Origin of the sequence: Acinetobacter sp. YH12126 (assembly GCF_013418745.1) — a bacterium.
Taxonomy (GTDB): domain Bacteria; phylum Pseudomonadota; class Gammaproteobacteria; order Pseudomonadales; family Moraxellaceae; genus Acinetobacter; species Acinetobacter amyesii.
Genome location: NZ_VPBM01000008.1, coordinates 106,408 through 131,291, shown reverse-complemented (window position 1 = coordinate 131,291; position 24,884 = coordinate 106,408). Strand labels below are relative to the sequence as shown.

General features: G+C 42.3%; 20 protein-coding genes and 1 tRNA gene. 10 read left to right on the top strand and 11 right to left on the bottom strand.

The window, feature by feature from the left end; all coding sequences use genetic code 11:
* Positions 1-141: 141 nt before the first annotated feature.
* A complete protein-coding gene (ponA, locus tag FTU62_RS07755) occupies positions 142-2,682 on the top strand; it encodes a penicillin-binding protein PBP1a (protein ID WP_180102336.1) in 2,541 nt (846 codons plus the stop codon).
* A 53-nt stretch (positions 2,683-2,735) separates the two neighbouring features.
* Here the strand turns inward: ponA and FTU62_RS07750 are convergent, their stop codons facing one another.
* From FTU62_RS07750 to FTU62_RS07710, 9 genes are all read right to left on the bottom strand, one after another.
* A complete protein-coding gene (locus FTU62_RS07750) occupies positions 2,736-3,539 on the bottom strand; it encodes a putative RNA methyltransferase (protein WP_180021660.1) in 804 nt (267 codons plus the stop codon).
* Positions 3,540-3,616: 77 nt separating this feature from the next.
* Complete coding sequence (mraY, locus tag FTU62_RS07745) at positions 3,617-4,735, bottom strand: phospho-N-acetylmuramoyl-pentapeptide-transferase (protein ID WP_180024283.1); 1,119 nt, start codon at positions 4,733-4,735, stop codon at positions 3,617-3,619.
* Positions 4,735-6,144 (bottom strand): UDP-N-acetylmuramoyl-tripeptide--D-alanyl-D-alanine ligase, encoded by a 1,410-nt coding sequence (gene murF / locus FTU62_RS07740; RefSeq protein ID WP_180102335.1) that lies wholly within the window; start codon positions 6,142-6,144, stop codon positions 4,735-4,737. The genes mraY and murF overlap by 1 nt, the downstream gene beginning before the upstream one ends.
* Positions 6,145-6,153: 9 nt before the next feature.
* Positions 6,154-7,650, bottom strand: coding sequence for a UDP-N-acetylmuramoyl-L-alanyl-D-glutamate--2,6-diaminopimelate ligase (locus FTU62_RS07735; protein WP_180102334.1), 1,497 nt, complete (start codon positions 7,648-7,650; stop codon positions 6,154-6,156).
* 10 nt (positions 7,651-7,660) lie between these two features.
* Positions 7,661-9,487, bottom strand: coding sequence for a penicillin-binding protein PBP3 (gene ftsI, locus FTU62_RS07730; protein ID WP_168378186.1), 1,827 nt, complete (start codon positions 9,485-9,487; stop codon positions 7,661-7,663).
* Positions 9,488-9,499: 12 nt separating this feature from the next.
* Positions 9,500-9,832, bottom strand: coding sequence for a cell division protein FtsL (gene ftsL / locus FTU62_RS07725; RefSeq protein WP_078189390.1), 333 nt, complete (start codon positions 9,830-9,832; stop codon positions 9,500-9,502).
* Between the two features lie 10 nt (positions 9,833-9,842).
* Positions 9,843-10,754, bottom strand: coding sequence for a 16S rRNA (cytosine(1402)-N(4))-methyltransferase RsmH (rsmH, locus tag FTU62_RS07720; protein WP_180011304.1), 912 nt, complete (start codon positions 10,752-10,754; stop codon positions 9,843-9,845).
* A gap of 185 nt (positions 10,755-10,939) precedes the next feature.
* Positions 10,940-11,956: a sulfate ABC transporter substrate-binding protein gene (locus FTU62_RS07715; protein WP_078192855.1), complete on the bottom strand. Its 1,017-nt coding sequence runs from the start codon at positions 11,954-11,956 to the stop codon at positions 10,940-10,942.
* 249 nt (positions 11,957-12,205) lie between these two features.
* On the bottom strand, positions 12,206-13,213 hold the full coding sequence (locus tag FTU62_RS07710; RefSeq protein WP_180102333.1) for a sulfate ABC transporter substrate-binding protein: 1,008 nt from the start codon (positions 13,211-13,213) through the stop codon (positions 12,206-12,208).
* Positions 13,214-13,594: 381 nt separating this feature from the next.
* Here FTU62_RS07710 and FTU62_RS07705 point away from each other — a divergent pair, with 381 nt between their 5' ends.
* The 4 genes from FTU62_RS07705 (at position 13,595) to FTU62_RS07690 (ending at position 16,229) form a co-directional block, all read left to right on the top strand.
* Entirely contained in the window at positions 13,595-13,888 is a 294-nt protein-coding gene (locus FTU62_RS07705; protein WP_180102332.1) for a hypothetical protein, read from the top strand.
* Between the two features lie 169 nt (positions 13,889-14,057).
* On the top strand, positions 14,058-15,566 hold the full coding sequence (gene gltX / locus FTU62_RS07700; protein ID WP_180102331.1) for a glutamate--tRNA ligase: 1,509 nt from the start codon (positions 14,058-14,060) through the stop codon (positions 15,564-15,566).
* Positions 15,567-15,657: 91 nt separating this feature from the next.
* A tRNA-Glu gene (locus FTU62_RS07695) sits at positions 15,658-15,733 on the top strand.
* Between the two features lie 154 nt (positions 15,734-15,887).
* Positions 15,888-16,229 carry a hypothetical protein gene (locus FTU62_RS07690; RefSeq protein WP_078189395.1) on the top strand — a complete coding sequence of 114 codons (342 nt, stop codon included), beginning with the start codon at positions 15,888-15,890 and terminating at the stop codon, positions 16,227-16,229.
* Positions 16,230-16,254: 25 nt separating this feature from the next.
* On the opposite strand, the gene FTU62_RS07685 is transcribed toward FTU62_RS07690, so the two are convergent.
* Positions 16,255-17,226 (bottom strand): zinc transporter, encoded by a 972-nt coding sequence (locus tag FTU62_RS07685; protein WP_180102330.1) that lies wholly within the window; start codon positions 17,224-17,226, stop codon positions 16,255-16,257.
* A 520-nt stretch (positions 17,227-17,746) separates the two neighbouring features.
* On the opposite strand from FTU62_RS07685, the gene FTU62_RS07680 reads away from it, so the two are divergent.
* On the top strand, positions 17,747-17,986 hold the full coding sequence (locus tag FTU62_RS07680) for an SEL1-like repeat protein (RefSeq protein WP_180102329.1): 240 nt from the start codon (positions 17,747-17,749) through the stop codon (positions 17,984-17,986).
* A 64-nt stretch (positions 17,987-18,050) separates the two neighbouring features.
* On the opposite strand, the gene ettA is transcribed toward FTU62_RS07680, so the two are convergent.
* Positions 18,051-19,712: an energy-dependent translational throttle protein EttA gene (gene ettA, locus FTU62_RS07675; RefSeq protein ID WP_078192544.1), complete on the bottom strand. Its 1,662-nt coding sequence runs from the start codon at positions 19,710-19,712 to the stop codon at positions 18,051-18,053.
* Positions 19,713-20,031: 319 nt separating this feature from the next.
* Here ettA and FTU62_RS07670 point away from each other — a divergent pair, with 319 nt between their 5' ends.
* The 4 genes from FTU62_RS07670 (at position 20,032) to hisIE (ending at position 24,882) form a co-directional block, all read left to right on the top strand.
* Positions 20,032-21,309 carry an O-acetylhomoserine aminocarboxypropyltransferase/cysteine synthase family protein gene (locus tag FTU62_RS07670; RefSeq protein WP_180102328.1) on the top strand — a complete coding sequence of 426 codons (1,278 nt, stop codon included), beginning with the start codon at positions 20,032-20,034 and terminating at the stop codon, positions 21,307-21,309.
* Between the two features lie 401 nt (positions 21,310-21,710).
* Positions 21,711-22,598, top strand: a complete 888-nt coding sequence (locus FTU62_RS07665; protein WP_180024275.1) for an SDR family NAD(P)-dependent oxidoreductase — start codon at positions 21,711-21,713, stop codon at positions 22,596-22,598.
* Positions 22,599-22,701: 103 nt separating this feature from the next.
* A complete protein-coding gene (locus tag FTU62_RS07660) occupies positions 22,702-24,003 on the top strand; it encodes an NAD(P)/FAD-dependent oxidoreductase (RefSeq protein WP_180102327.1) in 1,302 nt (433 codons plus the stop codon).
* Between the two features lie 96 nt (positions 24,004-24,099).
* Positions 24,100-24,882, top strand: a complete 783-nt coding sequence (gene hisIE / locus FTU62_RS07655; protein ID WP_078189402.1) for a bifunctional phosphoribosyl-AMP cyclohydrolase/phosphoribosyl-ATP diphosphatase HisIE — start codon at positions 24,100-24,102, stop codon at positions 24,880-24,882.
* The last annotated feature ends 2 nt before the right edge of the window (positions 24,883-24,884 follow it).

The following is a 24,884-nucleotide window of genomic DNA, read 5'->3' as shown; positions in this document are numbered from 1 at the left end:
TCCCCAAAAAAATTAACCCACTAATTAGCATTGGTCTATAATTTTATACAGATACAATAACTCATCTAACAATCCGTATATCGAAAGGATATACTGACCACCAATTAGTTTGCCATTAGCTCTTATTAAAACTTACTTGTTATGAAAAAGCTATCTTGTTCAGGCCTTGTTCATCCATTTTTTTTGGCCATTATTATTATTTTGGTCGCAATTCCAATGGGTTTCTATGGCATGTATCTCTATATTGCCCCGTCTTTGCCTGAAATGTCCATCTTAAAAAAGGCTCCATTATTAAAACCATTGCAGGTTTATAGTGCTGATAATGAGCTGATTGCAGAATACGGTGGCAAACTTTCGGTCCCTGTAGAGTACGACCAAATCCCGTCTCATTTCATTCATGGCTTTTTAGCTGCGGAAGATTCTTCATTTTTTGAACACAGCGGTATTAGTTTCAAAGGATTGGGGCGTGCTGTCAGTGAAAGTATTACGGGTTCAGATGTGCAAACCGGTGGTTCAACTATTACCATGCAGGTTGCAAAAAACTATTATCTGACTCCAGAACGTACTTTAAAACGTAAACTGACTGAAGTTTTCCTTGCTCGAAAAATTGAACAGAATCTAAGCAAAGAAGAAATTTTAACGCTGTATGTCAACAAAATCTTTTTGGGCAAAAATGCTTACGGGATCGCTGCAGCTGCAAAAATTTATTATAACAAGAGCTTGCAAGATTTGAGTTTGGCTCAAATGGCAATGATTTCAGGCTTACCCAAAGCACCATCAAAATATAATCCTGTAGCCAACCCAAAACGTGCTTTAGAGCGTCGTAATTGGATTTTAGGACGTATGTTGCAATTGGGTTATATCAATCAATCTGAATATCAAAAAGCGATTGCTGAACCGATTAATCTCGATATGCCTGACCGCGGGGTCAGCAACAAATTCCCCTACGTCGGGGAAATGGTTCGCTCAGAATTGGTAGAAAAGTTTGGTGAACAAGCGACGGATTCTGGCTATAAAGTCTATACCACCATCAACAGCCAACGCCAAGCCTATGCTGAGCAAGCTGTGCAAGATGGTCTTGAAGCTTACGATAGACGACATGGTTGGCGTGGTGCAGAAGCACATGATGAGCCATTAAAAAACTTTATTCCATATGCTAACACTTATCCTGCCGAAGTCACTAAAGTCAACAACACCAGTATCGAAGTGTTGATGCAAGACGGCAGTAGTGTGACTGTTCCATGGTCAGGTCTGTCTTGGGCACGTCCCTATCGCAATGCCAATAGTGTAGGCAATGCGCCAAGCAAAGCCTCACAAATTGTAAAAGTAAAAGATATTATTCGCCTACGTCCGAACGCGGATAAAAGCTCATGGGCTTTGGTACAAATTCCAAAAGCACAAGGTCAATTGATTGCCCTTAATCCCAACAATGGTGGTATTGAAGCCATTGTCGGTGGTTATAATTTTTATCAATCTAAATTTAACCGTGCCTTACAAGGCTGGCGTCAGCCGGGTTCAACCATTAAACCCTTTGTTTATGCTTTAGCACTTGAACGTGGCATGACTCCGTATTCCATGGTCAATGACAATCCAATTACGATTGGCAAGTGGACGCCTAAAAACTCTGACGGTCGCTATTTAGGGATGATACCTCTACGCCGTGCCCTCTATTTATCACGTAACACAGTTTCAGTTCGCTTATTACAAGTCGTCGGAATTGAACGTACTCGCCAATTATTTATGGATTTTGGCTTACAAGAAAACCAAATTCCACGTAACTACACCATTGCTTTAGGTACCCCACAGGTGTTGCCGATTCAAATGGCGACAGGTTATGCGACTTTTGCCAACGGTGGATATCGTATTCAACCCCATTTTATTAGCCGTATTGAAGATGCTTATGGCAAAGTCATTTATCAAGCCAATCCTGAATATGCATGTATTCAATGTATCAATCAAAAGGACGAAGTTGAATCTGCAGATCCGACCACGCCGGATGATGAAGTGATTGAAGTCACCAATCAGGATAACAAGCCCGCTGAATCAAAAATTTCCGATACTGAAGCAGCAAACTATAAACAAGCTCAGCGGATTTTGAAGTCAAGTTCAGCCTTTGATATGGCGAACATCTTGCGTGACGTGATCCAACACGGTACAGGTCGTGCGGCTTTAAAAATTGGTCGCGGTGATTTAGGCGGTAAAACCGGTACAACCAATGATGCAAAAGACGCGTGGTTTGCTGGATTTAATGGAAAATTGGTCACTGTGGCTTGGGTCGGTTTTGACCAACCCTCTACTTTAGGTCGCCGTGAATATGGTGGTGTTGCAGCATTGCCTATTTGGTCAGATTTTATGGCGAAATCACTTAAAGGCACACCTGAAGCTTGGGTGCGTTTAGACACCCATGCCAAGAATCCAATCAACCGTAATTCGGCTAAAGCGACTCAAGGTCAACCTGAACAAGATCGTGCAGCAACGCCACCAATGGCTCAACCGCTGTATCGTCCTGCTCCTGTTGCACCGAAGCCTCAGGCTTCGCAAAATGATTTTGACGACCTTCCTGGGTCTACTGAAACCAATCTTGCACCGACTCGAACTGCGCCTCCGCCAATGCAGCCTAAACCACAAGGTGCAGAGCATAAAACGGACGCACTTGATCATCTCATCGATCAAGTTCAGTAAATACTGCATAAAAAAAGCCCTCAAACGAGGGCTTTTTTATCACTTCCAATGCATTATTTCTTTTTAAAGAGATAAATTTGATACTGCGCTTGCAACTCAAATTGTTCATTTTTTTCTAGAGCTTCTCGACGCTCAGCTTTGACTTTATAGGCATAAGGTGTCATTGCAATTAAGTTTTTGAGATCCTGCTGAGAAAGTGACATTTTCGCTTGTACCACTTGCTCACTTTCCAATTCAAAATCATTCGCCAGTTGTTCCACAAATTTATGCGGTTCATGTAGTTTTACTTCTTCAAACAGGGCTTCACGCATTGCATAAAGATGCTCTGGCGCAGGTGTAACCACCATCAAGTGCCCTTCAGGCTTTAACACACGAAGGATTTCTTCTTGAGGAATAGGACTAAATAAACTCGTACACAAGTCAATCGAATGATCTAATACAGGTAAGGTTGCCCCTGTCCCAACCACCCAAGTCACCTCTTTATTCAGTTTAGCGGCCACTTGTACTGCATTTTTAGCAATATCGACACCCACACACTGTAATACTTCAGCTTGCATTGCATTGGTGTAATAGCCTTCACCACAGCCAATATCCAACAAGTTTTCAACCCTTAATTTTTGAATCAAAGCCACTACTGCCTGTTGCAAAGGTGCATAGTGACCTGCACTTAAAAATGCTCGACGCGCCTGTACAGATTCAGGCGTATCACCCGGGTTTTTACTGTGTTTATGTTGAACCACATGTAAATTGACATAGCCTTGTTTTGCAACATCATAGCTATGATTATTTTCACAGCGCCATGTCCGCTCTGTGAGTTTCAATGCTTCACGGCATACAGGACACATCAACAGGTTCATCATTTACTCCACTATATTTTTGAAATAAAAAAACCGGCATCTGTGGGAGCAAATGCCGGTTTCGTTTATTTATTTGCTTAACGTAATTTTAAAGTCATTAGACCCAAAACTACCAGCATAATTGTGATAATCCAAAAACGAATCACCACCTGAGTTTCACGCCATCCCTTTTTCTCATAGTGATGGTGCAGCGGTGCCATTAAGAATACACGCTTGTTCCGCATACGTAGTGAGCCAATTTGCAAGAAAACAGAAATAGCTTCAACCACAAAGACACCGCCCATAATGGCAAAAACGATTTCTTGACGAACCATGACTGCGATCGTACCGAGCATCGCACCTAGAGATAAGGCACCGACATCACCCATAAACACTTGAGCAGGATGCGCATTAAACCATAAGAATGCCAAACCAGCACCGATTATTGCCGCACAGATCACGACCAGTTCAGATGCATATTTCACATAAGGAATATGTAAATAATCGGCAAAACGAACATCACCAGCCAGATAAGCAAATACACCTAAACCTGCGGCAACCAAAACGATCGGCATAATCGCCAGACCATCTAAACCATCGGTTAAGTTCACCGCATTAGATGCACCGTTAATCACCAAATAAGTAAAGACAATAAAGCCAATACCGAGTGGAATAATAGACAACGGAATGCTAATTTCTTTAAAGAATGGAATCAGCAGATCCAACATATTTGAGGTATGTACTGGGTTTGCTTGCTGTGTCGCAATCACATAGAGCGCAATACCGGCGCCTAACGATGCCACAGAAGTCCAAAAGAATTTCTTCTTCGCAGGCAGACCGGCATTGTCTTTATAACGGATTTTAATCCAGTCATCTGCCCAACCCACAGCACCAAAGATCACCATCACGCCAAGAACAATCCATACATAAGGGTTTGAAAGATCGGCCCAAAGTAAGGTTGAAATCCCAATAGACAGTAAAATCAACACACCGCCCATAGTCGGTGTGCCCATTTTTTTTGCATGATTTTCAGGTGCAAATGAACTGACTGCCTGACCATATTTGAGAGCTTGCAATTTGCGAATCATCACAGGTCCAAGTAACAGACCAATGGCCAATGCCGTTAAGACACTGAGTAGCGAACGAAGCGTTAAATAACGAACAACCTGAAACGAGCTGTGATAACCCGCAAGCTGCTCAAATAACCATAACAGCATTAAAGTTTCTCCATCAATTCAGCCATCAAAGTTTCCATGTGGGTATAACGAGAACCTTTAAACAGGAAACTCATGGACTGAGGCTGATGTGTTTTGACTAGACTAATTAATAACGGTAAAGCCTGTTCTTGAGTAAGAAAGGCCTGTAATTTTTTACCATATTGTGTACTGCGCGCGCCTTCTTGCACAGCAGGTGAAAACTCACCGACAGCAACGACAAATTGAAGACCAGAGTGTGATACAAGATCACGTCCCAACATGTAGTGCTGCTGTGCAGCAGATGAACCTAACTCACCAATATCCCCAATGACCATGACTTTGATGCCATCTTGCTGCGCAAGTACATCAGCAGCAGCACGCATTGAGGTTGGATTTGCATTGTAAGTATCATCAATAAACAAATAATCTTTGTGTTGAATAAAGTTTAGACGGCCTTTGGCACCTGTCGCATGTTCAAGCCCCACAACGATATCATCTAAACTCACACCAATCGACAACGCGAAAGCTGCGGCTGCAGTGGCATTTTGCACATTATGTTCACCAGCAAATGGCAGTTGAACAGGACGTGCACCTTGTGGGGTATTTAAGATAAAACGTGAAGATTGAGCCTGAAGCTCCGTCTCAGTCGCAAAGACATCCCCGCCCTGACCAAAACTCATTAATTGCTCAGTTTGCACAGCTTGACGAATGGCATCTGTAAAATCATCTGCCGCAGGCACAATCGATGTTCCTGTTTTCGCTATATGTGCATAAATTTCAGACTTGGCACGACAAATGCCATCACGCCCACCAAATTCACCCATATGAGCGGTGCCAATATTTAAAATTCCGGCAACCTGAGGCTGTACCAAATTTGAGGTGTAATCAATTTCACCTTTATGACTGGCACCAAGCTCCATCACGGCATACTGATGTTCTGGACGCAACTCAAGTAACATCATCGGCACACCAAGGTCATTATTTAAATTACCGCGCGTAATTAATGTTGGTGCAAGACGAGAAAGGATACTCCCGAGCATCTCTTTGGTTGTGGTTTTACCACTGCTTCCTGTCAAGGCAATGACTTTTAAAGCTGGGTTTTGGGCACGACGAAATGCACCCAAATGTCCAAGCGCCAAACGTGTATCTGCAACCACCAACTGATAAATATCCACATCGACCGGATGACTGACAATGGCAATTTCACAACCATTTTCAGCCACTTGGGCAAGGAAATCATGCGCATCAAAGCGTTCACCTTTCAGGGCAAGAAAAGCGTCACCTTGCTCTGCATGACGTGAGTCGGTCAAAATTCGTTTTACAGAACCTGTCGGCGCTTGATTGTTATGCCAGTGACCTTGTGTCGCTTGAACCAACTGTTCGGCAGTCCATGGTTCTAACGGAACCGTACTGGTCGTTGAAGTATGCATATCTGTTTCCTATTGCGCTGGATAAGCCGAGTCAGTGTTGTGATGCTGGGAATCAATCGCTGATTTCACTTCCACCACATCATCAAACCAATGTCGAACACCATCAATTTCTTGATAGTTTTCATGGCCTTTACCAGCAATCACCACAATATCACCCGCTTGCGCATGGTTGACTGCGAATTTAATCGCTTCACGGCGGTCATGGATTTCATGGACAGTTTTTCCAGTAAAATCAATACCAGCCTTCATATCTGCAAAAATTTGTTCTGGGTTTTCAGTACGTGGATTATCCGAGGTAATCAACGCAACATCTGCATGGTTTAATGCCGCTTGTGTCATCAATGGACGCTTACCACGGTCACGATCACCACCACAGCCAAACACCGCCCATAACTGTTGCGATACATGACGTTTTAAAGTCTGTAACACTTGAACTAAAGCATCTGGTGTATGTGCATAATCCACCACGAACAGGCGTTCATCATCACGAATCACTTGCATACGACCCGGTGCACCTTTTAACTCGGGCGCAGTTGCGATCAAGGCAGATAAGTCAAAACCCGCTTGCTCCGCTGAAATTAAGCTCGCCACAATATTTTCAATATTGAAGTGTCCCAATAATGGACTTTGCACCACAAATTCAGCTTGAGCAGTACGCAATTTAAATTGTGCGCCCGTTAAGCTGTATTGAATATCCGTCACTTGATAATCCGCAGCCTGACGCGTTGAATAAGTCAAAATTTTAGGCTGAGCCGGGTTTTGGCGTGCGGCATTCAGCATCACTTCTGCATGTTCATCATCGAGATTGATGACTGCAACTTTGAGCGATGGAAACTGAAATAAACGTGATTTCGCTTCAGCATAGGCTTCAAGGGTTTTATGATAATCCAAATGGTCACGACTTAAATTGCTATATGCGGCAATTTCAATTGCACAGCCATTTAATCGACCTTGTTCTAAGCCATGCGAACTTGCCTCTATGGCAGCAAACTCTGCACCCTCAAGCGCATACGCATGCAATGCATTTTGCATATGTAACGCATCTAAAGTAGTGTGAGATGAGGCTTCTAAATTCGGTAAAATTCCGTTTCCAGTGGTTCCCATCACTGCACATTTTTTGCCTTGCAGCATGAGTAATTCAGCGATTAAACGAGAGATCGTGGTTTTACCATTGGTACCCGTCACTGCCAAAATTCGTGCAGCTTGAGCTGGTTGAGTCGCCTGTAAATATTGCTTTTGCCACTGCCCCATCAATTGACGCACATCCGCGATCACGACACTTTGATCCAAGCCCAAATCAGTTTCTGAAATGACAGCCAACGCGCCATTCTCTAACGCTGCACGTGCAAATTGTGCTGTTTTTTCAGGTTGCGAAAACGAAGTCAGGGCAATAAATATTTGCCCTGCTGTAACTTTGCGACTATCCAGATTGAAGCCCTGAAAGGATTGCGACATCCATTCAGCGGGCTGTTCAACGGTGTATAGATCTTGAAACGTAATTTTCATTCATCACCTATTACTGGATCTTAGGAGTGTCTAAAGGTTTATCTAAAGGTACGTTCATTAAACGTAAAGATTCTTGCATTACACGAGCAAAAACGGGTGCAGCCACCAGGCCACCGTAATACTGACCTGTTGGGTTTTCCACCACAACAATCATGGCCAAACGTGGATCACTCACTGGTGCGACACCAGCAAAGAGTGCACGATATTCTGAAGTCGAATAACCTTTACGGTCTGCACGTAATTTATGTGCTGTACCAGTTTTACCTGCCACGCGATAACCCGGAATATTGGCTTGACGTGCCGTACCACCCGGTAAGGTCACCGCTTCCATCATTAAAAGCACTTGATCAGCAATTTTAGGGTCAACCATCTGCTCACCTTTCGGCTTTTCCTCAAGCTTGTACAAGCTCAGTGGCATTTTGACGCCCTTGTTGGCAATCATGGCATATGCATCAGCCAGTTGGAGTACCGTAGCGTTCAAACCATAACCATAAGCCATGGTTGCTACTTCTGATACATTCCATTTGCTCTTCGGCAAAATCAGACCAGCACTTTCGCCGGGGAATTTCACCGCTGAACGTTGACCAAAGCCCAGGCGTTGATAGAAGGTCGGTAATGTTTCATAAGGGAGAGATAAAGCGATTTTTGCCACACCAACGTTAGACGATTTTTGAATAATGCCGCCCAAAGTCAACGGACCATAGTTATGCGTATCTCGAATAGTATGATTGCCAACGCGCATAGAACCCGGTGTGGTATTTACAACGGTATTTGCCGTGTATTTACCGCTTTCCAATGCCATTGCCACGGTCATTGGCTTCATAGTTGAACCCGGCTCAAATGAGTCAATTGCACCACGGTTACGCATGGCATCTTTATTTAAGACACCTTTTTTATCATTTGGGTTGTAAGACGGCCAAGAGGTCATCGCTAAAATTTCACCCGTTTTGACATCGACAGCAATCGCTGTGGCAGAACGTGCGTTATTGGCTACCCCGGCTGCAGTCAACTCACGATACATAATGTACTGCAAACGTGAATCAATACTCAGCGTGATATTTTCACCCGACTCAACTTCTTTCACGATCTCAGGGTCTTTTACGCGGTTGCCTTTTTTATCTCGGACAATTTGCTGCGCACCATCTACGCCTGCAAGACGTTCATTCAATTGCATCTCTAAACCTTCGATGCCCATACCCTCACTATTGGTTAAACCAATAATTTGTGAGTTTGGCTGAGGCTGTGGATAGTAGCGCTTATAGTTTTTCTCGGTATATACCCCCTGAAAGTCACGTTTCATGATCAATTCAGCTTGTTGTGGTGGCACTTCTTTCTTTAAAACTAAATAACGTGAACGTGGACGCTCATTCATTTTGCGTCTCAGTTCAGCACGATCCATCCCTACAGCATCAGCGAGTTCATCTAAATTCAGATTTTTATCTGGTAATTGACGTTTTAACTTACGATTGTTTGGATCTTTAGCCAATTCGGCCGTAATTTCTTCAAAGAGTTTTTTATTGTCAAAATAATCACGTGGATCGATCACGATTTTCATGATCGGAGTACTAATGGCTAAAGGAACGCCGTGACGGTCATAGATTACACCGCGCATGGCTTTTAAGGTTTCAGTTCTTAAAATTTTGGCATTGGCTTTATTTTGTAAAAAGTCTTTATTGATGATTTGTACATAAAAAGCCCGCCCGACCAATGCAATAAAGCACAGTAAAACCACCGCCCACATCAAGTGATAGCGCCACATCTCCACCGAAATGGCTGTACGACCAGTAACAGACTGCTGTTTTTTACGCGGAGTTTGTTTGTTTCTCTTTTCAACCATGTGACCGGCAGCCTATTTTTTCTGTTCTGGAGTTTGTGGCAATGAAATAACAACGGTTTGTGCAATAGGAGGCGAATACATCCGTAATTGGGTAACTGCACGTGTCCCAATTTGGGCTGTTGCACCAAAAGTTTGTTGTTCGATCAGCAAACGTCCCCATTCTGCATTGAGGTCATCCCTTTCACGCATATAGGTACTCAATTGACGATAATCTTGTCGATATTCAAAGACTTGAAATACAACCATAATCGCACTCACAAAAACCAAGAGCAATAAAATGCCGTATGTAATGATTTTCTTTGACTGCGATTGATCAGAGTTTTTTTCGATTGCTTCGGTTTTCATTCTTTGCCTTTTAAGCTAAACGCTCTGCCACACGAAGCCAAGCACTACGAGATCGTGGATTGGCTTTAACTTCTTCTTCACTTGCTTTAATTCGTGACACTTTTTTTAAGCGGCGGGTATCTTCGCGTTTTTGTGGTAAACCCCAGCCTGTGTCTTCTGCAAGTGTAGATTCTTTTTGGATAAATTGTTTAATTAAACGATCCTCTAAAGAGTGGAAACTGATCACTGCCAGAGTGCCTTCAGGTTTCAGCATCTCCACCGCTTGAGGTAAGAAGATATCAATATCGTCGAGTTCTTTGTTAATAGCAATACGAATTGCTTGGAAAGTTCGTGTCGCTGCATGTTTATTTTTTTCCCATTTCGGGTGGGCAACTTTCACGATTTCGGCCAATTGAGCTGTGGTTTCAATATACCCTGCCGCTTTAATCGCTTTGGCAATACGGCGGCTATAACGCTCTTCACCATATTTAAAAATAATATTAGCTAAATCTTCTTCTTCAATATCAACCAACCACTCTGCGGCTGTTGGACCTTGTGAATTGTCCATACGCATATCGAGTGGGCCATCTTTCATAAAGCTAAAGCCACGCTCTGCTTGGTCTAGCTGCGGAGATGATACCCCTAAATCCGCCATAATACCGTCGACCAAGTCGATACCACGACTACGCAGTTCCTCTTTTAAATCGGCAAAACTAGCGTGAATGATTTTAAAACGCGCATCTTCTTGTTCTAATTCTGCTGCAACAGCCAACGCTTGCGGGTCTTTATCAAAGGCATAAACACGTGCGTTTTCATCTAATTTAGACAGTAATAAACGCGTATGACCACCACGCCCAAATGTGCCATCTACGAAAATTCCTGTATTGCGATCTGCCAGTAAAGCATCAACAGTTTCATGAAGTAATACAGAAATATGCGACATAAGGGTTCGTTCAACACAGCTAAAAATGTAACTGCACATTATTACCTTGTTTTAGCAAAGCTCCAAACGTCTTTTTGTACAGAAATATTACTTTCTATAGAGAAAACCGTTTTTATTTTTTGCCATCCATTAAAAAACCTCCCGAAGGAGGTCTTTGAACATCTCAAATCCTAGATTTCGATGTATTAGCGCTTGTTATTGTAGATCTGATCGAAGATCGCACCATTCACAAAATGTGTTTGTTGTGCTTTTGCCCAGCCACCAAAGACTTCATCAATAGTAAAAGTTTTTAAAGGTGGGAACTGAGTTTTATATTTTGCTAAAACTGCTGCATTACGTGGACGATAGAAATGACGAGCTGCCATCTCTTGACCTAATGGAGAATAAAGATAATTGATATAGCCTTGAGCTAACCATTTATTACCATTTTTATCGACAGTTTTGTCTACGATTGCCACTGAAGGCTCAGTCAAAATCGACATCGATGGATATACGATATCAAATTTGTTTTTACCCAAAGTTTTTTGCGTAACTAAAGCTTCGTTTTCCCAAGTCAATAACACATCACCGATGCCTCGTTCAGCAAAAGTAGTCATCGATGCACGTGCCGCAGAGTCCATCACTTTTACGTTATGGTACATTTTACCCACGAAATCTTTGGCTTTGGCTTCATTACCACCCGGCTGTTTCAAAGCATAACCCCAAGCTGACAAGTAAACCCAACGTGGGAGACCGCCAGTTTTCGGGTTCGGGGTAATAATTTGTACGCCCGGTTTGGTTAAATCAGACCAATCTTTAATATGTTTCGGGTTGCCCTTACGCACCATGAAGACAATCGTTGACGTATATGGCGCTGAGTTATGTGGAAACTCTTTTTGCCAACCCGGCTGAATCTGACCAGACTTTACAATTTCCTCGATATCATTGGCCAAAGCCAAAGTCACGACATCACCTTTTAAACCATCAACCACGGAACGGGCTTGTTTACCTGAGCCACCGTGTGATTGTTTAAATGCGACCGTTTTACCCGTACGCTCTTTCCAATATGCACCAAATGACTTATTAAATTCGTCATAAAATTCACGCGTTGCATCATAAGAAACGTTTAAAAATTCACGATCAGCGGCCTGAGCAGACGCAGAGAAAGCAACACCAGTGGCAAGCAACGCAGCACTGAGCCATGCCTTAAATTGAGTTTTCATAACAGCCAGCATAAAGTTATATTCAATACTGCTAAATATATGAAATAAAGTCATAAATCGCAATTGCAGCGTGTTTAGACCCTTTGCTGAATACAGCTAACGCTACGAATTTAATTGTTTGTTTTTCATATTAAAATACACAAAAACAATCTACTTATTCTCTATATATAGATTTTTATGCATTACATATGCAAAAAAACGGATAACCCCAATTATCCGTTTTTACAGCGCACATTATAGTGGGTCGTTTTACTCTTTATTCTTTTCACTATAAATTTGATCAAAAATCGCACCATTCACAAAATGTGTCTTTTGCGCTTTGGCCCAACCGCCAAACACTTTATCAATGGTAAAGGTTTGAACTTTCGGGAACTGAGCAGCATATTTTGCAGTGGCTTTTGCATCGCGAGGGCGGAAGAAATATTTACCTGCTAGCTCTTGGCCCTTAGGTGAATATAGATAGTTTAAATAACCCTTCGCCAAATTTCGATTACCATTTTTATCGACGGTTTTATCTACCACAGCCACCGAAGGCTCGGCTAAAATCGAAATAGAAGGATAAACAATGTCATATTTATCTTTGCCAAAGCCCTGGGTCGCTAATAGTGCCTCATTTTCCCAAGACAATAAGACATCTCCAATGCCACGCTCAGCAAAGGTCGTGAGCGAACCACGTGCACCAGAATCCAATACTTTGACATTGCTATAGAGTTTTTTCACCAATTCTTTGGCTTTGGCATCATTTCCACCCGGTTGTTTTAAAGCATATCCCCAAGCTGATAAATAGATCCAACGCGGTGCCCCACCTGTTTTTGGATTTGGTGTAATAATTTCAACACCCGGTTTGGTCAGGTCATTCCAATCTTTAATTTTTTTCGGGTTGCCCTTACGCACCAAAAATACGATGGTTGAGGTATAGGGAGCAGAATTATGTGGAAATTGTTTTTGCCAATTTTTATTGATTTGTCCGGTCGCTACGATTTCATCAATATCATTTGCCAATGCCAAAGTGACTACATCCGCTTGTAAACCCGTTGCTACTGCACGAGCTTGTTTGCCAGAGCCACCGTGAGATTGTTTAAAATTAATCTCTTGTCCTGTACGTTTTTTCCAATATTGTCCAAATTCTTGGTTATATTCCTGATAAAACTCACGTGTTGGATCATATGAGACATTTAAGAAATCTTTTGCGGCATATACCTGTACTGCTACCCCACCCAATAAAGCGAAAATACCCGATGCTATTATTTTTTTCATCTGCTCAAACTCAAATTGATCTTGAGAGCACTATATAAATCAAAAATAACTTTAACAATCAGCTACCTATAATATAAATTCAAATCTATTTCTGTTTTAAAGATATCTAAAAATCACGTATTTAAAGCTTTAATTCTGCTAATACAGCAACAATCAGAAGCGATCTCCATGCTATCTTCATAGTTGTTTGCTAAAACATCCGAAAATCTGGAGAAAACAGTCTATTTAGGTAATCCTAGTACAGACTTTTTTAGTTTTTTTGTAAAAATTGTGACGTAGTTCTACTTTTTAATTACGAAAGATGGTTAAATCGTAGTCTAAATATTAAAACTATTTTGCAAATAAAAAGTTCCATCACCAAAACTAGGGGGAGATTTGGACATGAAATTTTCATACGCACTATGCCTAGGCTTAAGTTTAAGCGTTACTGCACAGACTGCTTTGTGTGCTGCAACCAGCACCGCATCGAATAACAAACTTACGATGCCTGCTGAACGTACCTCATTGATCGAAAAAGCGATTAATCAGCAAAAATCTGAAGGTAAAGGCCATACAGACGATAATTTAAAAGTACTTACGTCTATTAAAGCAGCACCAACTCAAAGTTTCTTTGCATCACAAAACCAAAGTTTTTCTCGTTTTGTTCAAGCCATTTTTTCTGGTAGCAACTCATAACGACATCAGCATACCGATGCTGTCCAAGCTATTGTTTTAGACGAGTTCCCCTACTGTCGTCTAAAAAATACTAAAAAACGCCTGATCATTCAATGTTGAATTAAGCATTAAGTGATCAGGCTTTTTCGTTATAATAGATCCCAATTTACATTCTGATTAAAAGCTGATTATGACTGTTCGTACTCGTATCGCACCTTCTCCTACTGGTTTCCCGCATGTTGGGACTGCTTATATTGCATTGTTTAACTTATGTTTTGCGAAGCAACATGGCGGTGAATTTATTCTTCGTATTGAAGATACAGACCAACTGCGCTCTACCCCAGAATCTGAGAAAATGATTTTAGATTCATTGCGTTGGTTAGGTTTGAACTGGTCAGAAGGTCCAGATGTGGGTGGCCCTCATGCGCCATACCGTCAATCTGAACGTATGGACATTTATAAACAATATGCTTTGGAACTGGTTGAAAAAGGCCATGCATTCTACTGCTTCGCAACAGCAGAAGAACTCGATCAAATGCGTGCGGAACAACAAGCGCGTGGTGAATCACCGCGTTATGACGGTCGTGGCTTAAAACACACTGCAGAAGAAGTTGCACAGCGTTTGGCTGCTGGTGAACCGCATGTTATTCGAATGAAAGTGCCTGAAGAAGGGATTTGTAAATTTAACGACTTACTACGTGGTGAAGTCGAAATTCCTTGGGCGCAAGTTGACATGCAAATTCTACTGAAAACCGATGGTTTACCGACGTATCACTTAGCAAACGTGGTTGATGACCATTTAATGGAAATCACTCACGTGATTCGTGGTGAAGAATGGATTCCATCTGCGCCTAAACACCAATTATTGTACAAATATTTTGGTTGGGACATGCCTGTACTTTGCCACATGCCGCTGTTACGTAACCCAGATAAATCAAAACTGTCTAAGCGCAAAAACCCAACATCAATTAACTACTACAAAGACATCGGCGTTTTACCTGAAGCATTATTGAACTACTTAGGCCGTATGGGTTGGTCAATGCCAGATGAAAGTGAAAAATTCACTTTGGCTGAAATGATTGAACACTTTGACATTCAACGTGTATCACTAGGCGGTCCAATCTTTGATGTTGAAAAGTTGAACTGGTTAAATGGTCAATGGATTAAAGGTTTAACACCAGGTCAATTGCTCGACACCCTGCTTGCTTGGAAAGCAGATCGTAATACCTTGGAAGAAATTGCGGCTGCGATTCAACCGCGTATTAATTTATTGTCTGAAGCAGTGAATTGGGCAGGTTTTTATTTCAACCAATTCCCAACACTCAGCAAAGAACAGTTTGAAAGCAAAAAATTGACCGAAGAACAAGTGCGTCAAAGCCTTCAATTTGCCATTTGGCGTCTAGAAAGTATGTTCACTTGGAACAATGACACCGTCAGCCAAACGCTTATGGATTTGGCGAACCAAATGGACATTAAACTTCGTGACTTCATGCCAACCTTCTTTATTGCAATTGCTGGTTCGACATCTTCGACACCGGTTATGCAATCGATGGTAACCATTGGTCCTGATTTAACCTTTGCTCGCTTACGTCATGCACTTGAAATTGTGGGCGGCCCGAGTAAAAAAGAAACAAAAGCATGGGAAAAACTCAATGAAAGCTTAAAACTGTCGAAAAATGATGCAGTTGATGAAGCTTAATTGATTTTTTAGTTGACGGATGGGCGTTATCCCCCTAATATAGCGCCCATACCGAGAGATGGTGTCAACCCACTCTAAGTTGCCTCAAATTGTCCCTATCGTCTAGAGGCCTAGGACATCGCCCTTTCACGGCGGTAACCGGGGTTCGAATCCCCGTAGGGACGCCATATTCAAGGTGATGCAAATCATCTTATAAAAAACCCAAGCATTATGACTTGGGTTTTTTATTGCCTAAATTTTATCTAATTTAAATTTACGGTATTTTTGCTTTCTGCGTCATTCTGATTAAAATAAACCATAGATTAAAATTATGGAGTTGCAATGCAATACCGTTGCCCAAAATGTCAAAGCCCTAAAATTATGCCCCTTGCGCAAGCAGGCCAGCCTGTTGCTCGTCCTGTCGTGCCTAAAAGCCTGATTATCCTCATCCCTGCGGTATTTATTCTTTTACTGTTGGTGATTATCAGCATCGCAATGTGGATTTTTGGTGACGGTGCAGGTACTACATTACAAACTGCGACTGTTGTTGTATTTATTGCTTGCTTGATTGCTGGCTTCATGTTCTATCGCGATCTGCCAGATTTCAAAATTTCAATGCAAGGTTTTATGCAATCACAGAAAAAATGGAAATGCCGCGAATGTAATCATGAGTGGGAAATCTAAGCCGGCTATTTAAATTACATCAGCATTAGTGCTGATGTGATTCATCATGAGAATGCGCGTGATCATCTTGATGATGCCCATGTGCATGATCAGACTTTTGGGTATGTTGGTGTACCACACATTCATCTTCTTCGATTTGTAATGTCATCTCCGTGATTCCATGTTCATGTTGCAACATTTCAATCGCCTCAAAATACAAGGCATTACGATCGGCTTCAGGTGCAAAGAGATGAACTGTCAAATGCACATTCTTTGATGTTATTGCCCAGACCTTTAACTGGTGAATACTCTCTACCCCATTGAGTGCCAATAAATCATTACGTAACTTTTCTATGTCAATTTCTTCAGGCACGCCTTCTAATAAAATATTGATACTTTGTTTGAGTAAAATCCAAGTCCTTGGTAAGACCCAAAAGCCAATGAGCACCGCAATTAGTGTATCGACCCACATCCAGCCCGTAAAATAAATAATCGCTGCACCAATAATTACACCAACCGAACCTAGGGCATCACTCAACACTTCTAGATACGCCCCCTTCACATTCAAGCTTTCTTGTGAACTGGAAAATAAAATACGCATCGAGATTAAGTTAATGATCAAACCAATAACTGCGACCATCATCATGCCCATACTTTGAATTTCCGGCGGCGCTGAAAAGCGCTGATAGGCCTCATACAAAATATATATTGCAACTACAAATAACATCAAGGCATTAAACAAGGCAGCCAAAATCTCAAAACGCTGATAGCCAAAGGTGCGTTTGTTGTCAGCAGGAAGCTTGCCAATTTTAATCGCGACCAATGCTATGGCAAGGGCTGCAGCATCGGTGAACATATGTGCCGCATCTGACAATAGCGCCAAACTTTGCGTCATAAATCCAGCAATGACTTCAATAATCAAAAACGTTGTGGTCAGTGCTAAGGCAAAACTTAATTTTTTGACATTCCCTTCCGTCACAACGGCATGGCTGTGGTCATGCCCATGATGCTCACTCATTATTTTCTGACCTTTATAAATTATATGTTCTTCAGTCTTGAGCTTAACAGGTGCAGTAAACGTAATAAAATTACATTATTCAACCTTCAGTACTACGTTTTACCTTCAAACTTTAAAACTGCTTTTTTCAGCATCTACTTTCAATTTATTCAAATTAATTTTTCGCAATCTAGATGACTGAAATCACTTATAGATATTTTTCAAGAACTATTCACACATCATGACAAGCACGCTAATTTCATCTTAGTGTTCTGCACAAAACAATTAAATCAATCAACACAGCGCGCGAATGACTGCAATTAATTTTTTATTAATCAAGTGGTTATATTTTTAAGCAAGGAGTTTAACAATGATGATACAAGCTCTGAAAAAAGTCTATGCACTGTTATCACAACAGATGAATCCAAAGTTGCAAGGAATGCATCTTTCGGTTCCAGAAGCCTAGGGTAATTATGCCCAAGGCACTTATTTTGAACTTCTTGCGGCTCAACACCATCAAGACTTTCTCAGTCACCATACTATGGATTCAGCAGACCAATCCCCTACTGACTATCGCAATGCTATGTGGAATTTTTTAAGTGCCGCATTAAAAGGTCATAAAGATGCCCAATATCGCTTAGGTCTCGGTTATTTACGTGGAGAACTCGGCTTGGACCGTAATTATGAACTTGCAGAACTTTGGCTCAGTAAAGCTGCTGCACAAGGCCATGAACATGCAGACTACGTCTTACATCATGCCTATGAAGACATTGTCGTATAGTCATCACACCCTAAGCAATAAAAAACCAGCCCGCAGGCTGGTTTTTTTATTTTAAAACTGGAACTTAGTTGCCAATTTTGCGGTATTTTTGACGCTTTGCAACAAGGTCATCACCATCACGTTTACGACGGTATTCTTCAAATTCATGGTAGTTACCTGTGAAGAATTCAGGGGTTTCACCTTCAAATGACAAGATGTGCGTTGCAATACGGTCGAGGAACCAACGGTCATGCGAGATCACCATGACAGTACCTGGGAATACCAGAATAGCATCTTCAAGCGCGCGTAAAGTTTCAATATCCAAGTCGTTTGACGGTTCATCGAGTAAGATGACGTTTGCACCCATTTGCAGGATTTTCGCAAGTTGTAAACGGTTTCGTTCACCACCTGACAATTGACCTACACGTTTTTGCTGATCTTGACCTTTGAAGTTAAAGCGACCGATATACGCACGAGATGCGATTTCGTATTCACCAATTTTCAAGATATCTAAACCGCCAGAAACTTCTTCCCAAACAGTTTTGTTGTCATCTAAGGTGTCACGAATCTGACCAACATAAGCCACTTTAACAGACTCACCCAGTGTAATTGTACCTGTATCTGGTTGTTGTTCGCCTGTCATCATACGGAATAATGTGGTTTTACCCGCACCGTTTTCGCCCACGATACCTACAATTGCAGCAGGTGGTACAACGAACGATAAATCTTTATAAAGTGTACGGTCACCAAAGGATTTACTAATACCTTCAACTTCTACAACTTTATTACCTAGACGTGGACCAGGTGGAATATAGATTTCAGACGTTTCGTTACGCTGTTGGAATTCGCGTGAGTTAAGCTCTTCAAAACGCTCCATACGCGCTTTGTTTTTCTTTTGCTGACCTTTAGCATTTGAACGAACCCATTCAAGTTCTTTTTTCAATGCTTTAGCAAAAGATTCTTCTTGCTTTTGTTCTTGCTCTAAACGGGCATTTTTCTGCTCTAACCAAGAAGAGTAGTTGCCTTGGTATGGAATACCCATGCCGCGGTCAAGCTCAAGAATCCACTCTGCCACATTATCCAAGAAGTAACGGTCATGGGTAATCGCAACGATCGTACCTGGGAAGTCTTTCAAGAAACGTTCCAACCATGATACTGATGAAGCATCCAAATGGTTCGTTGGTTCATCTAGAAGTAACATGTCTGGTTTAGACAATAACAAACGGCAAAGTGCAACACGACGGCGCTCACCACCAGACAGCTTAGATACATCTGCATCCCAAGCTGGAAGGTTCAACGCTGCAGCAGCCTGATCCATTTGGTTCACAATGTTATGTGCATCCCATGAATGGATAATGGCTTCTAACTTCTCTTGTTCTTTTGCAAGTGCATCAAAGTCAGCATCTTCTGCTGCATATTCTGCAAACACTTCATCAAGACGCGCCAAAGCATCTAACGGCTCACGTAAACCGTCTTCAACGTTACCACGAACGTCTTTGCTTTCATCCAATGGCGGCTCTTGTTCAAGGTAACCAATTTTGATACCCGGTTGAGCACGTGCTTCACCTGAGAAATCTTTATCTACGCCCGCCATAATACGAAGCAAGGTAGATTTACCTGCACCGTTTAGACCAAGCACACCAATTTTTGCGCCTGGGAAAAATGATAAAGAGATGTCTTTCAGGATTTCGCGCTTAGGCGGAACCATCTTCGACACACGGTTCATCGTGTAAATATATTGGGCCACTTAGGACTCCTCAATAGTCAAAACATATACGGAACAACACAAAGTTGCCCCTGCTCAATTGAGCGAAAAAATAATCGGCTATTATACGCATAAAGTCGTGAAAAAATAAGGTTTCGCACACGCCTTCAATGCATTGTTACAAGTTTAATGGCGAACAAAATTTAAACATGCGTTTTTAAGCATGATTTCGCTCATCTTTAGCTGAAAATTTTTCAACAATATGAATAATTATGATATTCATTTTATAAATAAAGCACTTTTATTCATATATATAAATGATAGACTATTTAAAAAATTAGCTCACCTAGATGATGTAATCATGACATATAAAGACGAAACTTTAGCAATTCACGCGGGGTATACCCCGGAAGCAACCACCAAAGCGGTTGCGGTGCCGATTTATCAAACCACCTCATATTCCTTTGATAACACACAGCATGGTGCTGATTTATTTGACTTAAAAGTTCAGGGTAATATTTATACCCGCATTATGAATCCAACCACGGCGGTACTTGAACAGCGTGTTGCAGCACTCGAAGGCGGTATAGGCGCTTTGGCCTTAGCCTCTGGTATGGCGGCCATTACATATGCGATTCAAACCATTGCTGAAGCAGGCGACAATATCGCTTCCGTTTCGACCCTATATGGCGGCACATATAATCTGTTTGCCCACACCCTGCCGAAACAAGGCATAGAAGTTCGCTTCTTTGATTATCAAAACCCCGAAGCGCTGCGCAGCCTCATCGATGACAAAACCAAGTTGGTCTTTGTCGAATCGATTGGTAACCCATTGGGCAATATTATTGACCTCGAAGCAATTTCGAAAATTGCGCATGAATTTGGCATACCTGTAGTAGTGGACAATACCGTAGCTACTCCCGTCCTGCAAAAATCATTTGAATTTGGTGCCGACATCGTGGTGCACTCTCTCACCAAATATATTGGCGGTCATGGTAATTCGATCGGCGGCATTATTGTCGATAGCGGCAAGTTCCCTTGGGGCAAATACCCTGAACGTTTTAAATCACTGAATACCGCTGATCCAAGCTACCACGGGGTGAATTATGTCGAAGCTTTAGGTGAAGCAGCCTACATTGCCCGTGCGCGTGTAGTGCCATTACGTAATACTGGCGCTGCGATCAGCCCGCACAATGTGTTTTTGATCTTACAAGGTTTGGAAACCCTGAGCCTGCGCATGGAACGCCATACCGAAAATGCGCAAAAAGTGGCTGAATATTTACAAGCGCATCCAAAAGTAAAATGGGTTAACTACGCTGGCCTAAAAGACCACCCACAACATGCTTTGGCGCAAAAATATGTCAAAGGCAAACCATCTGCAATTCTTTCATTCGGCGTTCAAGATGGCCTTGCAGGTGGCACACGTTTCATCGATGCCTTACAGTTGTTTACTCGCCTTGTGAATATTGGTGATGCCAAAAGTTTAGCCTGCCATCCTGCGACCACGACACATCGTCAGCTCAATGAAGATGAACTCAAAGCAGCGGGGGTCAGCATTGATATGGTTCGTTTATCGATTGGGATCGAACATGCGGATGACTTGATTGCAGACTTAGAGCAAGCCTTAGCTGCTGTTTAAACCATAATTGCACAATCCACAGGTCTTATTTTTAAGGCCTGTTTTTATTTCCATTTCATTTAAATAACCACCCCCACATTATCCGCCTTTCAATTTTGCGCATCTATGGCCCTGCTTCTATATTTATTTACAATTTTATTTATCTTGAAAATCGACTTTTTTACGTTGCAACGATGTGGATAAAAGCACTTCTCTTTCACATATTTATGTGTTAAAAAATGAGTAAATAGGGATTTTAATTTAGAGTAAAAACTCTAAATATTATTTTATTATCAATTACTTATCATATGGCTTTTTTTAAATAAAACGCTATCATACCGCTGACTTAAAACAGCCCTGCACATAGCATTGTCGGGCCGATAAATGAATACAATAAAACTGATTTAACAGGGAACCTCATCGTGAATTCAAGACTTGAGAAACGTTTCGTTGACCGTGTTAACGGCAAGACCATTTTAATCACCGGTGCATCAAGTGGTATCGGTTTAACCACAGCGCATCGCCTTGCCAACGCAGGCGCACATGTTCTATTGGTTGCACGTACCAAAGAAACTCTTGATGCCGTAAAAGCTGAAATTGAAGCCACTGGCGGTAAAGCTGATGTTTTCCCATGTGACCTCAATGATATGGAATCCATTGATGCTGTGGCACAACAAATCCTCGCTTCCGTCGATCATATTGACATCTTAATTAATAACGCTGGCCGTTCTATTCGCCGTGCCGTGCATGAATCAACTGATCGTTTCCATGATTTTGAACGTACTATGCAGTTGAACTATTTTGGCGCGGTACGTTTGGTCATGAACCTGTTGCCAAAAATGATGATTCGTCGTGAAGGTCATATCATTAATATCAGCTCGATTGGTGTATTGGCCAATGCAACGCGCTTCTCTGCATATGTTGCGTCTAAAGCCGCATTAGATGCTTTCAGTCGTTGCCTAAGTGCTGAAGTTCACTCGCATAATATTGCCATCACGTCGGTATATATGCCATTGGTGCGCACACCAATGATCGCCCCAACCAAAATTTATAAATACGTACCAACCCTTTCTCCAGAACAAGCAACCGACCTGATTGCCTATGCCATCGTGAAACGTCCGAAGAAAGTGGCGACCAATTTGGGCCGTTTGGCTTCGATAACTTACTCCATTGCTCCTGACATTAATAACAAACTCATGTCGATTGGTTATAACCTATTCCCAAGCTCTTCAGCGTCTATTGGTAAGCAAGAAAAACTCAATTGGGTACAAAAAGCATATGCTCGCCTATTCCCTGGTGAACACTGGTAAGACCTGACTCCCCCCTAAAAAAGCCCTTATAAGGGCTTTTTTTATTGGGTTTTATGCAGCATCTTTGCTACATTGGGCTGAGATAAAATCAACTTTTATAACAATGAAAACTCACAACATTGCCATCATCGGTGCAGGTACTGCGGGATTGGCTGCTGCAGCAATACTTGCTAATCAAGGCCATCAAATCTGCTTATATGAAAAAGTCTCACAACTTGAACCTGTGGGCGCAGGATTATTATTACAACCCGCCGGGCTGGCGGTTTTCGAACATTTAGGCATTTTGGAACATGCCTTAAGCCTAGGTGCTGTGGTAACAGGTCTGGAAGGTCAACTGGCTGGCGGCGACTTGCTGATTAACAGTCATTATCGACAAGTCGATGAACGTTCATATGGACTCGGCATTCACCGTGCCACGCTCTGTCATGTCCTCGCATCCAAAGTCGGTGAATATCCTCAACACGTTGAGTGGTGCATGGCGCATGAAGTGCATGAACTTCAAGAATCCACTGAGGGTATAAACGTAATTGGGCAGTCCGCAGATCAATCTTTTCAACGTCAGTTTGATCTCGTGCTGATCGCCAATGGTGCACGCAGCCATTTACGTCCTAAAGCGTGGGAAAAGCTCAACCAAGCCTATCCTTGGGGGGCGAAGTGGATCATCGTGCCTGAATGCGAAGTACTCAATCCGCAGATCTTGCATCAGTTCTATGACCGTTCCAATATCATGATGGGTGTGATGCCAACGGGAGCAATTCCAACGCAGCCTGAACAGCGTCTTTCGAGCATTTTCTGGAGCCTACCTACAGCAGATTTAGAAGAATTCTTAAAAACCAAAAGCGCACAGCAGCAATGGTTGCTTGAAGTTTCGAAACGCTGGCCGAGTGTTGCAGAATGGTTAGCGCATGTGATTCCACATCCAGATGATCCGCAGCAATGGCTATCTGCCAATTATCGTGATGTGGTGCTGAGCAAACTTGGTGAAGGTCGTATCGGCATATTAGGCGATGCTGCTCATGCCATGAGTCCACAGCTTGGACAAGGCGCCAACATGGCTTTGCTCGATGCATGGGCCATCAGTCAGGCCCTGCTCCAATATCAACAGGACTCCTCACTGCAAAACCTCTGGCAGCAGTATCATCAACTGCGGTTGCCGTCCGTACGGTTTTACCAACTTTTTAGCCGCCTGCTGACTCCTTTTTATCAATCACATCATCGCTGGACAGCGCCGCTCCGTGATTTTTCATTTCGTGCTATGTACCAGCTGCCGTTTTTCCGCAAAGAAATGGCGATTACGATTTCCGGCTTAAAAACGGGTGCATTTGGGCAAATGAATTATGCTGACATTGCCCGAAAGCCTGTAGATGATTCTGCGGCTGAACTGCGCAATTTAAAATTTGATTAAGAATTAACTCCCCATCATTCTCTTGATGGCTTACACTATAGTGCTGCTCAAATGCTGCGGCATTTATTTTTTGATTTTTGAATTGGTGAAATCCTCATGAACAACCTGCAATGGCTCGATGAAGTAAAATTTAACGAACAAGGCTTAGTGCCTGCTATTGCACAGCATCATCAAAGCGGGCGCGTATTGATGGTGGCATGGATGAACCGTGAAGCGTTGGCGCAAACTGCAGAAAAAAATCAAGCGGTGTACTTTTCACGTTCACGCAATAAGCTATGGCATAAAGGTGAAGAATCTGGCCATTTCCAAACCGTACATGAAATCCGTTTGGACTGTGATGCTGACGTGATTGTGCTACAAATTGAACAGCATGGCGGCATTGCCTGCCATACCGGCCGTGAGTCATGCTTCTACCGCAAGCTTACTGCCAATGGCTGGGAAATTGTCGATGCGCAATTGAAAGATCCTGCTGCAATTTATGGTGCAAAATCAGCAAATCCACATACTCTTGCGATGAATGCATCCAATGCGCAATCTGAGCAAGTCGAAGTACTCGACTACTTAGGTAAAATGATGGCTGAACGCAAACAAGCTGATCCTGAGTCCTCTTATGTGGCGAAGCTTTACCATAAAGGCCTGAATAAAATCTTAGAAAAAATCGGTGAAGAAAGCGTTGAAACCATCATTGCCGCTAAAGATTTCAAAATCGAAGCCAATGAAGACAACAAAAACGATTTGATTTACGAAGTAGCAGACCTTTGGTTCCATACCATTGTGATGTTGGGTTATTTCGATATTGATCCTCAATTGGTACTTAACGAACTCGCTCGTCGTCAAGGCCTTTCCGGTTTGGTTGAAAAAGCCAACCGTCAGCACTAAGA

Excerpts from the sequence above, each read along its gene's own strand:
- ponA (WP_180102336.1), top strand. The coding sequence starts at position 142 with ATGAAAAAGCTATCTTGTTCAGGCCTTGTTCATCCATTTTTTTTGGCC.
- FTU62_RS07660 (WP_180102327.1), top strand. The coding sequence starts at position 22,702 with ATGAAAACTCACAACATTGCCATCATCGGTGCAGGTACTGCGGGATTG.
- FTU62_RS07735 (WP_180102334.1), bottom strand. The coding sequence starts at position 7,650 with ATGAAAATTACGTTTCAAGATCTATACACCGTTGAACAGCCCGCTGAA.
- gltX (WP_180102331.1), top strand. The coding sequence starts at position 14,058 with ATGACTGTTCGTACTCGTATCGCACCTTCTCCTACTGGTTTCCCGCAT.
- mraY (WP_180024283.1), bottom strand. The coding sequence starts at position 4,735 with ATGCTGTTATGGTTATTTGAGCAGCTTGCGGGTTATCACAGCTCGTTT.
- murF (WP_180102335.1), bottom strand. The coding sequence starts at position 6,144 with ATGCATACTTCAACGACCAGTACGGTTCCGTTAGAACCATGGACTGCC.
- FTU62_RS07685 (WP_180102330.1), bottom strand. The coding sequence starts at position 17,226 with ATGAGTGAGCATCATGGGCATGACCACAGCCATGCCGTTGTGACGGAA.
- FTU62_RS07690 (WP_078189395.1), top strand. The coding sequence starts at position 15,888 with ATGCAATACCGTTGCCCAAAATGTCAAAGCCCTAAAATTATGCCCCTT.
- FTU62_RS07750 (WP_180021660.1), bottom strand. The coding sequence starts at position 3,539 with ATGAACCTGTTGATGTGTCCTGTATGCCGTGAAGCATTGAAACTCACA.
- FTU62_RS07680 (WP_180102329.1), top strand. The coding sequence starts at position 17,747 with ATGGATTCAGCAGACCAATCCCCTACTGACTATCGCAATGCTATGTGG.
- ftsI (WP_168378186.1), bottom strand. The coding sequence starts at position 9,487 with ATGGTTGAAAAGAGAAACAAACAAACTCCGCGTAAAAAACAGCAGTCT.
- hisIE (WP_078189402.1), top strand. The coding sequence starts at position 24,100 with ATGAACAACCTGCAATGGCTCGATGAAGTAAAATTTAACGAACAAGGC.
- ftsL (WP_078189390.1), bottom strand. The coding sequence starts at position 9,832 with ATGAAAACCGAAGCAATCGAAAAAAACTCTGATCAATCGCAGTCAAAG.
- FTU62_RS07705 (WP_180102332.1), top strand. The coding sequence starts at position 13,595 with ATGAAATTTTCATACGCACTATGCCTAGGCTTAAGTTTAAGCGTTACT.
- FTU62_RS07715 (WP_078192855.1), bottom strand. The coding sequence starts at position 11,956 with ATGAAAACTCAATTTAAGGCATGGCTCAGTGCTGCGTTGCTTGCCACT.
- rsmH (WP_180011304.1), bottom strand. The coding sequence starts at position 10,754 with ATGTCGCATATTTCTGTATTACTTCATGAAACTGTTGATGCTTTACTG.
- FTU62_RS07710 (WP_180102333.1), bottom strand. The coding sequence starts at position 13,213 with ATGAAAAAAATAATAGCATCGGGTATTTTCGCTTTATTGGGTGGGGTA.
- FTU62_RS07670 (WP_180102328.1), top strand. The coding sequence starts at position 20,032 with ATGACATATAAAGACGAAACTTTAGCAATTCACGCGGGGTATACCCCG.